At 37.8% G+C, this 16,116-nt stretch carries 13 protein-coding genes; 5 read left to right on the top strand and 8 right to left on the bottom strand.

The features are described from left to right. Positions 1–101 precede the first annotated feature (101 nt). Positions 102–1,310, bottom strand: coding sequence for a multidrug effflux MFS transporter (locus AC2INI_RS17555; protein WP_486305862.1), 1,209 nt, complete (start codon positions 1,308–1,310; stop codon positions 102–104). A gap of 78 nt (positions 1,311–1,388) precedes the next feature. On the opposite strand from AC2INI_RS17555, the gene AC2INI_RS17550 reads away from it, so the two are divergent. Together AC2INI_RS17550 and AC2INI_RS17545 are read left to right on the top strand one after the other, a co-directional pair. Then, positions 1,389–2,261: a LysR family transcriptional regulator gene (locus AC2INI_RS17550; protein ID WP_486305861.1), complete on the top strand. Its 873-nt coding sequence runs from the start codon at positions 1,389–1,391 to the stop codon at positions 2,259–2,261. Positions 2,262–2,370: 109 nt separating this feature from the next. Further along, positions 2,371–2,991: a LysE family translocator gene (locus AC2INI_RS17545; protein ID WP_122032695.1), complete on the top strand. Its 621-nt coding sequence runs from the start codon at positions 2,371–2,373 to the stop codon at positions 2,989–2,991. A gap of 76 nt (positions 2,992–3,067) precedes the next feature. On the opposite strand, the gene AC2INI_RS17540 is transcribed toward AC2INI_RS17545, so the two are convergent. Further along, on the bottom strand, positions 3,068–3,247 hold the full coding sequence (locus tag AC2INI_RS17540; RefSeq protein ID WP_122032694.1) for a hypothetical protein: 180 nt from the start codon (positions 3,245–3,247) through the stop codon (positions 3,068–3,070). Positions 3,248–3,390: 143 nt separating this feature from the next. On the opposite strand from AC2INI_RS17540, the gene AC2INI_RS17535 reads away from it, so the two are divergent. Then, the gene (locus tag AC2INI_RS17535; RefSeq protein ID WP_486305860.1) at positions 3,391–4,140 is read left to right on the top strand and encodes a PHP domain-containing protein; all 750 of its coding nucleotides are present in this window, start codon (positions 3,391–3,393) and stop codon (positions 4,138–4,140) included. A 98-nt stretch (positions 4,141–4,238) separates the two neighbouring features. Here AC2INI_RS17535 and AC2INI_RS17530 read toward each other — a convergent pair whose 3' ends face one another. The 4 genes from AC2INI_RS17530 to AC2INI_RS17515 form a co-directional block, all read right to left on the bottom strand. Then, the gene (locus AC2INI_RS17530) at positions 4,239–5,834 is read right to left on the bottom strand and encodes an ABC-F family ATPase (RefSeq protein WP_486305859.1); all 1,596 of its coding nucleotides are present in this window, start codon (positions 5,832–5,834) and stop codon (positions 4,239–4,241) included. Between the two features lie 138 nt (positions 5,835–5,972). After that, positions 5,973–8,423: a putative bifunctional diguanylate cyclase/phosphodiesterase gene (locus AC2INI_RS17525; protein WP_486305858.1), complete on the bottom strand. Its 2,451-nt coding sequence runs from the start codon at positions 8,421–8,423 to the stop codon at positions 5,973–5,975. A gap of 10 nt (positions 8,424–8,433) precedes the next feature. Continuing rightward, positions 8,434–9,468 (bottom strand): ABC transporter substrate-binding protein, encoded by a 1,035-nt coding sequence (locus AC2INI_RS17520; protein WP_486305857.1) that lies wholly within the window; start codon positions 9,466–9,468, stop codon positions 8,434–8,436. Positions 9,469–9,827: 359 nt separating this feature from the next. Next, positions 9,828–11,021: an acetate/propionate family kinase gene (locus tag AC2INI_RS17515; RefSeq protein ID WP_162922462.1), complete on the bottom strand. Its 1,194-nt coding sequence runs from the start codon at positions 11,019–11,021 to the stop codon at positions 9,828–9,830. A gap of 297 nt (positions 11,022–11,318) precedes the next feature. On the opposite strand from AC2INI_RS17515, the gene AC2INI_RS17510 reads away from it, so the two are divergent. Then, a complete protein-coding gene (locus tag AC2INI_RS17510; RefSeq protein ID WP_122032688.1) occupies positions 11,319–12,308 on the top strand; it encodes a response regulator in 990 nt (329 codons plus the stop codon). Further along, positions 12,308–13,270, top strand: coding sequence for a sensor domain-containing diguanylate cyclase (locus AC2INI_RS17505; RefSeq protein WP_162922461.1), 963 nt, complete (start codon positions 12,308–12,310; stop codon positions 13,268–13,270). Before AC2INI_RS17510 ends, AC2INI_RS17505 begins: the two co-directional genes overlap by 1 nt. A 249-nt stretch (positions 13,271–13,519) precedes the next feature. On the opposite strand, the gene malG is transcribed toward AC2INI_RS17505, so the two are convergent. Together malG and malF are read right to left on the bottom strand one after the other, a co-directional pair. Next, positions 13,520–14,410, bottom strand: coding sequence for a maltose ABC transporter permease MalG (gene malG / locus AC2INI_RS17500; RefSeq protein ID WP_446702330.1), 891 nt, complete (start codon positions 14,408–14,410; stop codon positions 13,520–13,522). Positions 14,411–14,499: 89 nt separating this feature from the next. Further along, positions 14,500–16,044, bottom strand: coding sequence for a maltose ABC transporter permease MalF (malF, locus tag AC2INI_RS17495; RefSeq protein ID WP_486305856.1), 1,545 nt, complete (start codon positions 16,042–16,044; stop codon positions 14,500–14,502). Positions 16,045–16,116 lie beyond the last annotated feature (72 nt).

The raw sequence follows: 16,116 nt of genomic DNA, 5'->3' as shown, positions 1-16,116 counted from the left end.
TCTAATATTTAACTTATTGAAAAATTAAACACCATTTATCTTTTGTGCTCATTAAAGAATCTAGAACTCTTCACTGAAAGTAGCGTAATGATTTGATTATATTACTCATTTTCACCCTGAACTTGTTTGTTCCATAATAAAACAAAGAACATAATCACTGTGATCAGTAAATAAAATAAGCCTAAACTGTTTTGATCTATCACCCAATTTTTTACCAAATACCCCCCAAGCACCCCAGCTAAACACATTTGAACAGAGCCTGATAAAGCAGAAATAGTGCCTACTTTTTTAGTGTGCGGAGACAATAATAAGTTAATAGAAAGTGGGAATGAAATGCCTTGAGCCACAGCAAGTAATGTAAAGCCAAAAACCAATGAAAATAATGAGGTCTCAAGAATAACCAAAGATAAGCCTGACACTGCCATTATCCCAAGCGCTATACCCATTAATTGAATAACACTACAGCGTTTATTTAAACTATTAAGAATAAAGCTACCGATCATAAGCCCTGCCGAGGGAATGATCATCACTTGCCCATATTCAGCGGCAGTTAACCCTAACCCATCTTGCAGTAAAAATGGCAACAAAGAGACTGAAACCAAGCTACTCAAATAACTTACCCAATTTAAGCTCGCGCTTGAGATCACCTGCGCATTGCTAAATAAAGAACCATAATCTCGTAATGTTTGAACAAAGCTGAATTTTTGTGGTTTATACGGAAGCGTCTCAGGCAAGATAAAATAACCAATCGCTAAGATACTCGCGAGATAAATCAGTACAAAGCCAAATACCCATTGCCAGCTAAAGTGCCACGCAATCCAACCTCCAATCACAGGAGCAAGAATAGGCAATATAGAAGCCGTTATTGATATATAAGACATAGCCTTGGTTAAGTGATGTCCGCTGTAACTGTCCCTTAATACACTTCGCCCAAGGACCGATGCACTGCCCGCTCCAAGTCCTTGAAGCAATCGACCAAACACTAACGCAGTAAAATCATCTGTCATGGCAAAGCACAGTACGGTACCTAACAAGTAAATCCCCTGCCCTAAAATAAAGATAGGACGTCGACCTAATGCATCAGATAAAGGGCCATAAAACAGTTGCGAACCACCAAAGCCAACTAAAAACAGCGTGACTAAGAGTTGGACATCTGCAGATGAAACTCCAAGATCTTGACTGATTAATGGCAGTGATGGCAGATAAATACTCACACCAACTTGCCCCGTCGCAATGATCATCATAGCAAGAAGTAATGGCGTTTTATTTAAGCGACCTGATGGCAGCGTTTGTGTCTTATTTTTATTCATTTAGCCAGTTTACATTCAATCAATATCATTGATAATAGTAACTAGAGGAATCACATTGCGTCCTAATAGGAATTAATCATGGATTGGATAGAGTGCGTTAGAAGTTATATAAAAGTAGTAGAGGAAGGCAGCTTTAATTCCGCGGCTTTTCAAATGAATACGTCAGGCTCTGCTATTAGTAAACGCATCAACTGGCTTGAAGATCGGGTTGGGGTACAACTATTAACTAGAACGACGCGTTCTGTTCATCAAACTGAAGCCGGCATTCTATTTTATCAACGTGCCCGGCTACAACTAGACCAATGGCAGCATTTAGTTGATGAAACTCGAGCGATTAATCAAACACCGACAGGACTATTAAAAATAGGCGCAACGCTTGCCGTCGGATCTAAATTTATCATCAAATATTTGGATGAATTTCTAGCAACCTACCCAAAGATTAAAGTTCAGTTGATCACAACCCTACCAGGCCAAGTCCCTGAAAGTAATATTGATGTCTTTATTAGTCGAGAACTCGAGCAGCTCAATACCTTTAGCTATAAATCTACGCCTCTCTTTGAGCATCACTCAGGATTTTTCGCCTCAAAAGAGTATATAGAAAAACACGGCATGCCAAATAATGTTGATGAACTAAAGCATCATAATATGCTGATTTGGGGAGAACGTCCGGTCCGAGAAATAAAGCTAGCAAATGGAAAGCGAGTCACTCTACGAGGTAACTTTGCAACGACCAACCCTGAAGCTCTATTCCATGCTGCCAAACGAGGAATGGGGATCTTGTTAGCTAGTAAGCAAATGCTCATTGATGATATTGATTCTGGTAATTTAATCGCCGTGTTACCTGAAATGACGACTGATCATATTTCAGTCAATGCGTATTATCCTACATTGGATTACGAACACACTCGAACGCAACTCTTTATTCGCTATTTAAAAAGTAAGCTAAGTTGATTTATGTAACACTATTATTAAAATTAACATTATCGTGTAAACATTTACATTGCTTTTAAGTTTAATTTCCGTACTCTATTTTGCTATACCCTTTTACCTAGTAAATATAATGAATACGGCTATTTTATGGGCTTTTGTCCCTACTTTTTTCTTCGTCTCTGTTACTCCTGGTATGTGCATGACATTAGCACTAAGCTTAGGGATGAGTATTGGTTATAAACGCACACTTTGGATGATGGCAGGTGAATTAGTTGGCGTAGCTATCGTCGCTGTTGCTGCAGTATTAGGTGTCGCTGCTATTATGCTTAATTACCCATGGTTATTTACTGGGTTTAAAGCAGTGGGTGCCAGTTACCTTGCTTATATTGGCATTCAAATGTGGCGCTCAAAAGGCAAGCTTGCTATGACAGGAGAACCTACAGAGGCACCGAAAGGAAAAGATTGGGATTTAGTGGTTCAAGGTTTTGTAACCGCAATAGCTAACCCAAAAGGTTGGGCTTTTATGGTCTCATTACTTCCTCCATTTATCGATGGAAGTCATGCTATTGCACCGCAGTTAATCGCACTTGTCTCGATCATTTTGGTTTGTGAGTTTTTATGTATGACACTGTATGCAGTCGGTGGGAAAGGTCTGAAACGTGTCCTTGGTCATTCAAATAACGTAAAGATCATGAACCGAATTTCAGGTAGTTTGATGATTGGTGTCGCTATCTGGCTATTTATGGGTTAACACTTACACTACGGTGATCCATTGCGGTCACCTTTTAAACACTCATTCTTTTAATGCTGACGCAAAGTTACAAAAACTAAACTTTCATAACCTCAGCTAGCATATCTAATTCTTCATTTGTTAGAAGCTCACTAATAGATGGCTCTTTTATTGCTGTCTTTTCTTTTAACTTTTTATTGATCGCATGCTGTAAGTTTCGTAATTGATAAACTGTCAGTTCATTCAGTTCAATTTTAATTGTTTCTGTACTAATCATAACAAACTCCAAATATCTTAACGCTTTCATCAACAACATGAATGTTACTTCTCTTTTTCCTACACTTTGTCAGACAAATGTCAAAGCTAAAAGTTGCAAAAATCGGTTATACTGATCGCATTATAGTTTAAAGGAGAAAACTAATGCGCATTCAAGTAGATACTCATACCCACACCTACGCTAGTGGCCACGCTTACAGTACAATCAGTGAAAACGCTTTTTCTGCCTCCCAACTTGGTTTACCAATGTTTTGCACGACAGATCATGCCTCTTCAATGCCTGGTGCGCCGCATTACTGGTTTTTCAGTAATCAGAGAGTATTACCTCGGTTTCTTCATGGAGTGGCTATAATAAGAGGCTGCGAGGTTAATATATGCAATATCGAAGGTGACATTGATATCCCCCTCTCTGTTGATCAAAACCTTGATTGGATCATTGCTAGTTTCCATGAACCTGTTTTTCCTCCTCAAAATAAAGAAGTTCATACACAAGCTCTTTTGAATATTATTCAATCAGGACGAGTCGATGCATTGGGGCATCTTGGAAACCCAAATTTTAATTTTAATTTTAAAGAAGTCATTCAATGTGCGGTGGATAACAACGTCGCAATAGAAATCAACAATACCTCTCTAAAAGGCGGCAGTCGCATTGGTAGTATTGACCGTTGTTATGACATTGCCAAAGTAGCTAAAGAGCTAGGAGCCTATATCACTACAGGAAGTGATGCACACTTCTGTACAGATATTGGTAAGTTTGAAAAAGTAGAACTACTTATTGATGCTGTAGGCTTTCCTCTAGAGAAAATGATTACTCATACCCCTAGCCAGTTCCTTAAATTCTTAGCACTGCGTGGACGTGCGTCTATTTCAGAGTTTGACAGATTCACTAAGTAATCTGAAGCTGAAAATTCACTTATAACAGATATAAAAAATGGAAGACTATCTCTAGTCTTCCATTTTTTATTTTCTATCCAGAATATTAGATTTCTGAATTAGCCTTTTAAGCCTTGTTTTGCTAGGTACTCTTCGTAAGTACCGTGGAAATCGTTAACGCCATCTTTCGTGATTTCAATGATGCGCGTTGCAATAGAAGATACAAACTGACGGTCATGAGATACAAACATCAATGTACCTTTGTAGTTCTCAAGAGCCAAGTTCAATGCTTCGATTGATTCCATATCCATGTGGTTTGTTGGTTCATCCATAAGAAGGATGTTTGCTTTTTGCATGATTAGCTTGCCAAATAACATACGACCTTGCTCACCACCAGAAATCACTTTTACTGATTTCTTAATGTCACTTTGAGAGAAAAGCATACGACCAAGAATGCCGCGAACAACTTGCTCGTCATCGCCTTCTTGTTTCCACTGACCCATCCAATCTAATAGATTTACATCTTCTTCAAAATCATGGCTGTGGTCTTGTGCATAAAAGCCGATGTTGTGATTTTCAGACCACTTCACCATGCCAGACATTGGTTCCATCTCGCCCGCTAACGTATTTAGGAACGTTGATTTACCAATACCATTCTCACCGATGATTGCAATGCGTTCACCCACTTCAACCATTAGGTTTACACCATTGATTAAAATGTTTTCATCGTAGCCTTGTTTTAGGCCTTCAACTTCTAATGCATTACGGAAAAGTGGTTTTTCTTGGTCAAAACGAATGAACGGAGATTGACGGCTAGATGCTTTAATCTCTGTTAGTTCAATTTTATCCAAACGCTTCTGACGAGACGTTGCTTGTTTCGCTTTTGATGCGTTTGCAGAGAAACGGCTTACGAACGTTTGTAGATCAGCAATTTGTGCTTTCTTCTTCGCATTGTCTGCTTGAAGTTGTTCACGAGCTTGTGTTGCTGCTGTCATGTACTCGTCGTAGTTACCTGGGAACAGACAAATATCACCGTAATCTACATCAGCCATGTGTGTACACACTGCGTTCAAGAAATGACGGTCATGCGAGATGATGATCATTGTGCAGTTACGAGCAAGAAGAACATCTTCTAACCACGCAATTGTATGCATGTCCAAGTTGTTCGTTGGTTCATCAAGAAGCATGATATCTGGTTCAGCAAACAGTACTTGAGCTAGTAGAACACGAACTTTAAGACCTGGAGCAACTTCGCTCATTAAGCCAAAGTGCTGTGATTCAGGAAGACCTAGGCCTAATAGAAGTTCACCCGCACGAGCTTCAGCTGAGTAGCCATCCATTTCCGCAAATTCAGTCTCTAAATCACCAACACGCATGCCATCTTCATCTGACATTTCAGGTAAAGAATAGATACGGTCACGCTCTTCTTTTACTTTCCATAGCTCTTTATGACCCATGATCACAGTATCGATTACTGTGTATTCTTCAAATGCGAATTGGTCTTGACCTAATTTAGCCATACGCTCATTAGGATCAGTTGATACTGTACCGCCAGACTGTTCTAACTCTCCACCTAAGATTTTCATGAAGGTAGATTTACCACAGCCGTTTGCGCCGATTAAACCGTAACGGTTACCGTTACCAAACTTAACAGAAATATTTTCAAAAAGAGGCTTATCGCCAAATTGCATTGTGATGTTAGCAGTCGTTAGCACAGTACATTCCAATTAGTTATTCAAATAGACATAAAAAAACTGGCCCACATGTCCAGCTTTTCAAATTTCAGGCGATTATAGCAGCATTTGTGATTTACATCACTGTTTATTCTGCCTTATTATTTTCAACGGTTTACCTCAAAGTACCTGACAGCGAGGAGAGCTTAGATCACCATTACCTTCCTTATCTAAAACTATTTCACTCACCTGTGAATTGCTTTTCTCAAGTAACAAAACAAACTCCGCTTCAGGTAGTGGTTTAGATAAAAAATAGCCTTGAACTAACTGGCAACCAAGCGCCCGCACATAATTAAGCTGTTCTTCCGTTTCAACCCCTTCAGCAACAACTTCTAAGTGATACAGTTTTGCAACATCGACAATAATATCCACTAGAGGCCTATCTTCAGTTTTACCTTTATTAATCTCATTAATAAACATTCGGTCTATCTTTAAAATATCAATAGGATAATCGATTAATTGGCTAAAAGCGGTAAATCCTGTTCCAAAATCATCTAATGAAAGATTTACTCCTAAGCCATGTAAAGCCGATAATATATCTCCGTTTTTATGCTCTCCTGGCACAAAACAGGTCTCAGTAATTTCGAGCTCAATAAGCTGAGGGGGAACTTGGTAAGTATCAATGAGACCTGATACTTTTTCTACAAATTCTGGGTTTTTTAATTGCCATGAAGAAAAGTTAATCGCAAGGACCCCTGAAAAACTGAATTTTTTTATCCATTTTGATAACTTTTGAAATGCAGATTCAAGAACCCAATAATCCATATCTTTAATCAAACCTGATTTTTCAGCTATAGGAATAAACTGCTCTGGCCCATAAGCAGCTAAGGTCTCATTAGTTGAGCGTAATAATACTTCACAACCACGCAAAGACCCATTTTGGCAGTCATATATAGGCATATAGACTAAATAAAACTCATTATTGACTAGTGCGTCTTTTAAACTCATCGTAACTTTTTCATATCGTTCGATTTCATAAGACAATTTTGATGTATAAAATTGGTATGCACTGTGGCTACAGCTTTTTGCTGAGTACATGGCTATATCGGCTTTTTTTATGACATGATCGGCATCTTCTGCATCATCAGGGTACATTGCGATACCAATGCTGATCCCGATATCAAAGAGGTGATTATCTATTCTAAATCCTTCATCAAAAAGAGAGATAATATTTTTAGCTGCTTGAACTACATTATTCATATCTCTCACATTGTGAATAACAAGCCCAAACTCATCACCCGATAATCGAGCGATATCAAATTGACTTTCGTCACCATGAGTAAGATTTGTCTCATGTAAAGACTCAGCTAAACGAGTAGAAAACACCTTTAAAACCTGATCTCCAATAAAATGACCAAATCGTTCATTCACACTTTTAAAGTTATTTAAATCAATATAAAACATCGCAAATCGAGTCTGTTGATTCAAACTATTCGATACAAGTTTACTAAGTTCTAATTGAAACTGGATCCGGTTGGCTAGCCCTGTTAGATGATCATATTTTGCAATGTTATCTAGTTTCATTATTAAATCGATGTATTTATTCGTCAATAAGGAGACTTCATCATTACTTTGAAGCCTTGCTATTCGAAGTTTGTCCCCAGGAACGGTATCTTCCACTTGTTTGGTCAAATTAACGACCGGATTAATAATTCGACTTGTAATCAACGATTTTAAAAGAATAAATGTAATCCCTGTAACTGCAATAACGATAGACAAGAATAAAAATCGATATGGTTGGTACAGCTTATCCAAATAAGTATATGGCACTGAAACTTCGATTTTCCACAACTGATTTGCTAGATATAATCCGTAATTAATGTCTTTATCATTCATGAAGTTTAGCGTTGTTACACTCTCCATTGTTTGTGAATGCCCAATGGGAGAAATATTAATCAATACATTTTCACCAAGGCTGCTTTTTAGCTCATGCATATAATTTGTGGCTCTTGGTAAACGTAATTTAATAATCGCAGTATAAATGGAGTGTCCCTTAGAAAAAGAGGTCGTGGATATTGCTTGATCAGGTGAGAACGTTCTTATCCAAAGTATCTCGTTACCTCTTTTTTCGGTCATTAGAAGTTGATACCTAGATGGCTGAAGTTCTGAAACACCTTGTGGCTTTATATTTTCATTGATATAAGCGAAATGCTCTGTAATAGCCTCAGTGATCTCAATTGTTGCAAATGGGTCTTCTGCATCATATAAAAAGACCTCTTCCTTATCTGAGTTAAGTATACCAAAGCTTACTATTTCACCCCCTCTCAACTCTAATTGATTAATACTTTTAACAAGTTCTTTATTCGAGTAGTTTTTATGACTATCAAACCTTAAGTTGTTAAGGTACTTATTTACGCTTTGGCCTCCTAGAAACATATTCGCAACAGAATCCAATTCATAAAGTGAATCTTTTAAACTGTCTGAGATATGCTTCAATTCATATTCAATTTTTTCACTTAAAGATGAAATCAATTGCGTTTTTTGGCTGTTGTAAGACAATATTCCTGCAAGAGAAAAGATAACAAGCATTACTGGGAGTATGATGAAATTGATTTTGGCGGATAACTTCATTCGAATCTCCTTATTCTTTTGACAGTACGTTAATTATATTCCCTCTAATTTTTAGAGCATTACTGTCTAGAGGTTCATAATAATAATACTGTCGTGCTTCTGCTGCTGGCGGAAACAACTCTGTATCATTCAAATATTCATCATTTGCTAACGTCAGCGCTCGATCATTTGCGGTTGCAAACCATATTTTTTCTGCATTTTCTATTGCGTTTTTTGGGGTACTAATAAACTGAAGAAATGATAACGAGGCTTGGCTTAACGGCTTGTTTGCTAGAGAAGAAAAACACTCATACCATAGTAATGTCCCTTCACGAGGAATGGTGTATTCCCAATCATCTTGACCTGTTGTTTTAGATATTTGCTCTGTCTCACCAGAATAAAATACAGCAACATCCATGACTGACTCCGTACCCTCATCAATCGCATAACCAAGACTATTTCTAAAAACTAATAGGTCACCTATTACTTCATTGAGTAATTTATAAGCTTCTTTTAGTTCCGACTCCTCATTGGCCATTGGATGGTAACCTAAAGCCATCAACGCAATAGCAACAGTATCCATGTCTTCATCAGGAATAACGACTTTACCTGGATGTTCTTTCGCATAATCAAAAACATCCATCCATGAACCAAATGTCTCCGCTACTTTTGAACTTCTATAGCCAATCCCAATAGAACCAAACGAATAAGGAATTCCATATTGATGGCAAGCTTCTTTTGCTCCATCAGAGAAGTAAGTTAACTCAGAGGACTGGGATGGGTTGATTGCATTTAAAATACCTTTTTCACCAAAGGTTTTTACTGTATAGCCGTCGAGAATAAATAAGTCGTATGCTGATGCCTTTCCAGAGTACACAACATCATCTCGCAAAGATTCGCTTTCAAAGTAAATCTGTTTAACAGTATGGCCTGTTTGTTTTTCAAAATCTGCTAATATTTCATCTGAAAAATAGCCTTCCCACGTAAATAATCTAACTTCACCAGCCTGTAACACGGTACTTGTTAAGCCAAACAGTAAAAAAATACTCAGGTAGATTAATTGCATATCTCATTACTCTTTAATTTAAATTATTATGGAGTAGAAACGATATTGCTTGTCTCTTGTATATTCTAACTATAGGACAAGATCCCAAATCTTCCGAAAAATCTGAGGGTTTAAAGCACAAAGCTGATCAGCACCATCGATTTTTATTTCTATCGAGATAAATAGCTAATTTAATGCCACGCTAGAAGGAGAAATCATGAGTATATATTTTCTTTAAAAAAGAACCGTGTCAAAATATTGGTTTGTGAGCTATTTATTCGAACGGTCATTCATAATTACATTAATATCAATAAATGATTGGATATAAAAAAAGCGAGCCATCATAGCTCGCTTTTTAATATTCTGTATTTTAGAAGGATTTACAGTAGTTCAACAGACTGTTGAGCAATTACAAATTCTTCGTTAGTTGGGATAACCATTGCTACTGCATTTAGCATTTCTGATTTAGCGACAATGCCATCAGCGCCAAAACGAGCAGCTTCGTTGCCAGCAACATCTTCAACAAATCCTAGAATTTTAAGGTTGTTTAAGATTTCACGACGAATTGGTAAAGAGTTCTCACCGATACCACCAGTAAAGATGATGCCATCTAGAGAATCTAACGCTGCTAGGTAAGAAGCAACGTACTTAGCTACACGGTATGTGAATACTTGGAATGCTAATGTTGCACCTTCGTGACCTTCTTCCATCGCTTCAAGGATACCACGAGCATCACTTGTTAAGCCGGACACACCTAGGAAACCAGACTCTTTGTTTAGAGAGTTAAATACTTGCTCTTGTGACCAACCTTTTTTAAGTAGGTACTCAATGATGCCTGGATCTAAGTCACCACAACGTGTACCCATCATTAGACCAGAAAGTGGGGTAAAGCCCATTGATGTATCAACACTGTTACCGTCTTTAATTGCACAAACCGATGCGCCATTACCTAGGTGAACTGAGATGAAGCTCGATTCTTCAATTGGCTTATTAATCATTTTCGCAGCTTCACGGCTTACAAAATAATGACTTGTGCCGTGGAAACCGTAACGACGAACACCAAAATCAGTATATAACTCTTTAGCAATAGCACCTGTGTATGCACGCTTCGGCATAGTTTGGTGGAACGCTGTGTCAAATACCGCAAATTGAGGAAGAGAAGGGAAGGCTTCAACAGCAGCACGGATACCAATAGCACCTGCTGGGTTATGTAATGGAGCAAGGTCTGATAGGCTTTCAATCTCTTGAGTTACTTCTTCAGAAATGCGAACTGTTTGTGTGAATTTTTCACCACCGTGAACGATACGATGACCAATAGCAACGATGCCATCAGTAAAACCAAACTCTTCAGTTAGTCCAACTAATTTTCCAATTGCAATTTTATGGTGATTCTCTTCGCCTTCAATGGCTATTTCTGTTTTCTGTCCCTGATACTTCCAGCTCATACGAGCATCTTCCAGGCCAAAACACTCACCAAGACCACTTAATACTGCATCACCAGAAGCAGAATCGATAACGGCAAACTTTAGTGAAGAGCTGCCTGAATTGATAACTAATACGTATTCGTTGTTCATCATTATTCTCTTTATTATACATCTGTAGGTTGCACATAGATCTGTGCCTTTTGTTACCTACCATTATTCAACTTTTTTTTAATTATTCAACTTTTGTTTTTCTTTTTTTTGCTTTGATCTTGAATTTCACTGATCTAGATCAACTTATCAATCTCTTAAATAATTTGCACTTGCATCGATTTTATTGCAAAAATGTTAACTCTGTCTTGTTATCACTACTATTTAATATCAATAGGTTGATTTAAAAATACATACTGTCAAGAATGATGTACCGTTCAAATTTTGACTATAGCTTTAATGAATATATTAATTTGTGATGACTCGAAAGTCGCACGAAAAACACTCTCAAGTAATATAGAGGTGATACCTGAAAACTCTCTTTTTTTTGCGGAAGATGGTTCTCAGGCTCTAGCGATACTAAAAGAACATTCGATTGATATACTCTTTCTTGATTTAACCATGCCAGTAATGGACGGATTTGGTGTTCTAGAACGACTACCTATCAACTCACACCCTACTCAAATCATTGTTGTATCAGGAGATGTTCAAGAAAAAGCAAAACAGCGCTGTTATAGCTTAGGCGCTCATGAATTTCTTGAAAAACCATTTAAACCTGAAGTCATGGCGGCTCTTCTTCATCGGTATGGTATTCCTGTAAGCGCTAAATTAGCCCATCACAACCCTAGCTACACCCTCTCTTTTTCAGAAGTCATCGCCAATATTAAAGAGATCAGTAATGTTGCTCTAGGTGCTAGTGCCGCTCTCATTTCAGAACAATTTGACCGTTTTATTGACATGCCACTACCAAATGTTGCTTCGTTACATCACTCTGAATTACAGATGACACTGCAAGATATTGTAAACAATTCAGAATATCGTGCCATTTCACAGCGGTTTGTGGGTAACGGGATTAATGGTGAGGCACTTGTCTGTTTGCATGGCGACGATTTATCCGAATTATTAAACGTTGATAATGGCGACGAGCAAATAACAACCAATGAAGCGATTTTGGATATCTCAAACCTTTTAGTCTCTTCTTTTCTATCGTCTTTCAATACACAGTTAGATATTGATATTTCATTACGCCAACCTATTGTGTTAGAGACAGACCAATTGAAAGCAGCATTAAGACATAAACCATCCTTCCTGACAGAATATGATAATGACATTTTTACTATCGAATTTGTCTATTCTGCGGAAACAATTGATTTAAAATGTGATGTTATTTTTTTAATGGATAACGATTCTTTAGCTGCCATTAAAGCCATTCTGGAGAGTATATTATGATGAACTCTGATATGAGTGATTTTCATTGGGCGATGCAAGTCATCGGTGATTTAGATGCTGGATTAATTGTATTAGATAACGATTACCAAGTATGTGCTTGGAATGACTTCATGCAGTCTTACAGTGGCATAACTTCAGATAAGATCCTAGGGCATGTTATTTTTGATGTCATCCCAGAACTGCCTGAAAAATGGTTAAGGAAAAAAATAAATGCTTCATTTACTTTAAATTCTCGCGGCTTTTCATGCTGGGAAGATAGGCCTTATTTATTCAAGTTTAAGAACTTTACCCCGATCTCTAATGGTTTGACTGAGATGCGTCAAAACATTACTTTCTCACCACTGACTTCATTAAATGGTCAGGTTTCTCATGTCAGTTTAGTGATTAACGATGTTACTGACATCGCCAAAAATAAGCTGCATTTACAAGAGTCGAATCAACAATTATCAGATCTAAGTAAAACCGATGGATTAACCAAACTATTTAATCGTGCCTATTGGGAGTCATGTTTAAAAAGAGAGTTTGAACAAGCAAAGATATCAGGGGCGACATCTTCTGTGGTTATCTTTGATATCGACCATTTTAAAAAAGTTAATGATACTTATGGTCATACCGTCGGCGATGGTGTAATTCGTAACGCGGCAGATTTATTACGTAAGACTTCTCGCAACACTGACATTTGCGGGCGCTATGGAGGTGAAGAATTTACCGTTATTCTTCCTGGTACCAATGCAGAGCAAGCTCTCTATTTTGCTGAAAGACTGCGTAAACGTATCGAAAAGACAGTGATTGAATGTGATAGTAGCTCTTCTATAACTTATAACGTCAGTTTAGGAGTCTGTGAGTTATCCGAAGAAAATGATAACTATTTAACTTGGTTAGAGATGGCAGACAAAGCACTCTATTACTCTAAAGAGCATGGCAGAAATCAATCTACAATTTATAGACCTGAATTAAGCTAACCCTTCCCTTCCCTTCCCTTCCCTTCCCTTCCCTTCTTTTCATATGTCTAACTTTTAGATAGAAAAAAGCCTGAGTGATAATACCCAGGCTCTGATTACAAGAAGTAAAGTTGCATCCTGCAACACTTACCCAGCTATGCGTAATGCCAATACTGCGCTGAACACTTTACCGATCGGCGACCAAACCATCATAAAGCTCTTCACGCAAATGGACCCTGCCCAAAATGTGTCGGGTCCGTATAATTATCGTTATCCTTTTACACCACCAGCTGTCAAACCACCCACAAGAAACTTCTGAGCAAGTAAGAAAACCAATGTAATAGGTAATGCTGATAATACAGCAGCTGCCGCAAAATCGCCCCATAAGTAGTTCTGAGGGTATAAATACTGTTGCATACCAACTGCTAATGTGTACGAGTTTACATCAGAAAGTAGTAAAGATGCTACAGGAACCTCCGTTATTACACCAATAAAAGACAAAATAAACACAACTGCCAAAATTGGCACAGATAGCGGAAGTAACACAAGACGGAATGCCTGCCATGGCGTTGCGCCATCTAACGCAGCGGCTTCTTCTAATGAATTATCAATGGTTTCAAAGTAACCTTTAATCGTCCAAACATGCAGTGCAATACCACCAAGATAAGCAAAAACAAGCCCACCGTGGGTATTTAACCCTAAAAATGGGATGTATTGGCCTAGTTTGTCAAATAAAGCATATAAAGCGACAAGGGCTAGTACCGCTGGGAACATTTGAAAAATCATCATTCCTTTCAGTATAGTTTCTTTTCCTTTAAAACGTAGTCGAGCAAAGGCATACGCACTGGTTGTAGATAACACAACGATTAATACAGAGCTTATCGCAGCGACTTTAATTGAATTCCATAACCAAGTTAAAACAGGAAATGGAGGTTGAGTCGTTGTTCCATCAGCATGCTCTACCGCAATACCTAACGCTAGTTTCCAGTGTTCTAATGATGGGTTATCAGGAATAATACTCCCTGTAGCAAAGTTACCTTCACGGAATGAAATAGTAATAACCATTAGTAATGGAAAAATGATCATCGCTAAAAAAATCCACATAGCTACATGAGTTGCCCAAACACGATATTTTAAGTTTTTTCCTTGAACCATTGGCATATCAATGAATCCTTATTTATTAGATGTTAAGTAGCTAAATACAATCTCTTCATAAATAGCGACTTAACTATTATTTATTATTTTAACGACTAGTTATTTGATAATTTAGTGAAGCGTAGGTTTAGTAACGCTAAGCCACCAACCAATAGGAATATAAGCGTTGCAATTGCACTTGCTAAACCAAAGTCTTGACCACCACTGCCTTCAAATGCGATTCGGTACGTATAACTTACTAATAAGTCGGTATAACCTGCAGGCTCTGTGGTTCCTATCATATTTGGACCACCTTTAGTTAATAGCGCAATCATTACAAAGTTATTGAAGTTAAAAGCAAAAGCGGCAATCAATAGCGGTGTTAATGGTTTAACCATCATTGGCACTGTGATATTGAAAAAGTTTTGAATTGGTCCTGCACCATCAATAGCTGAAGCTTCATAAAGATCTTCTGGAATCGATTTCAATAGACCCATACATAGGATCATCATGTAAGGGAAGCCTAGCCAAGTGTTCACAATTAATACCATTGTTTTTGCTGTGAACGGGTCTGAGAACCAATTAGGTTGAATACCAAACATACTATCAAGCAGCATATTGATCTCACCAAAACTTTGGTTAAAGAGACCACGGAAAATCAAGATAGAAATAAACGCCGGAACCGCATAAGGAAGAATTAACAACAAACGGTAAACGGCACGACCTTTAAGCTCTTCCCACTGCACTACCGCAGCAAGAACCAAACCTATTGCTAAAGTGAAAACAACGGTACAGGTAGCAAAGATCACCGTCCAAATAAAGATACTAATGAAAGGTTCTTTAATACCATCATCTTTCCAAATTCGTTCAAAGTTAGCTGCACCAACGTTAACAACAAAACCAGGAGAAATAGGATCACCAACGAAAGCATCATTATCGTTAACTTCTTGATAGAAGCCTGTTTCATGATTTGCTTTAAAATAGGTTTCTGTTTTGTTGTTATAAAGTGTTTCGCCATCATCTTGCAGAACAAATAAAGGTCCTACTGCAGCAAATTTACGTAAACCACTCATCTTAATGCTTTCGCCAGAAGGCAAAGACAATGTGATTAAATTCAAGCTAGGACGCTTCGCAATAATCTCTTTAATTTTTGCTTTCTTGCCTTTTATTGACTCAACAGGAGTCAATACAAGATCACGTTCAACCGCATTGGCTAAATCAAACGTTTCAGTTGCAAATAACTCTCCTGAATCTTTGATGGTTAACGCGTAACCATTACCTTGATTCATTAACTGAAACTTATAACTCTTCCCACTTTGGAATGTTTTTGAAAGCTGTACCGTTTGTGCTCGTTCTAACGTGAGTTGGTTAGTGGCACTGTAATTGGTGAACGCTAAACCAATAGTGTAAACCAATGGGAAAATTATAAATAAAATCATGCCCGCAATACCAGGAAAGGTATATCTGTGAGCATACGTTTTTTTACTGCCAAACACATAAACGGCTAGCGATGTTAATACCAAAGTTAACATTGCAAATGCAGTTTCACCACGAGAATACATAAGTACGCATACATAGCCATTTATTGCAGCAATAGCGGATAATAAACCCCACTTTGCTAATGATTTATAATTTGTATGCGAAGCGACTGCTGTTGTCATAAGCTCCAAGACCTTTTTAAAAATACCAACCTAGTAAGTCAATTAATGAGGAAACAAACTTAGTAGAGTGGT

Source organism: Aliivibrio friggae (genome assembly GCF_057368515.1).
Note: the sequence above shows the minus strand (reverse complement) of the source record. Positions and strands in the feature narration are given on the sequence as shown.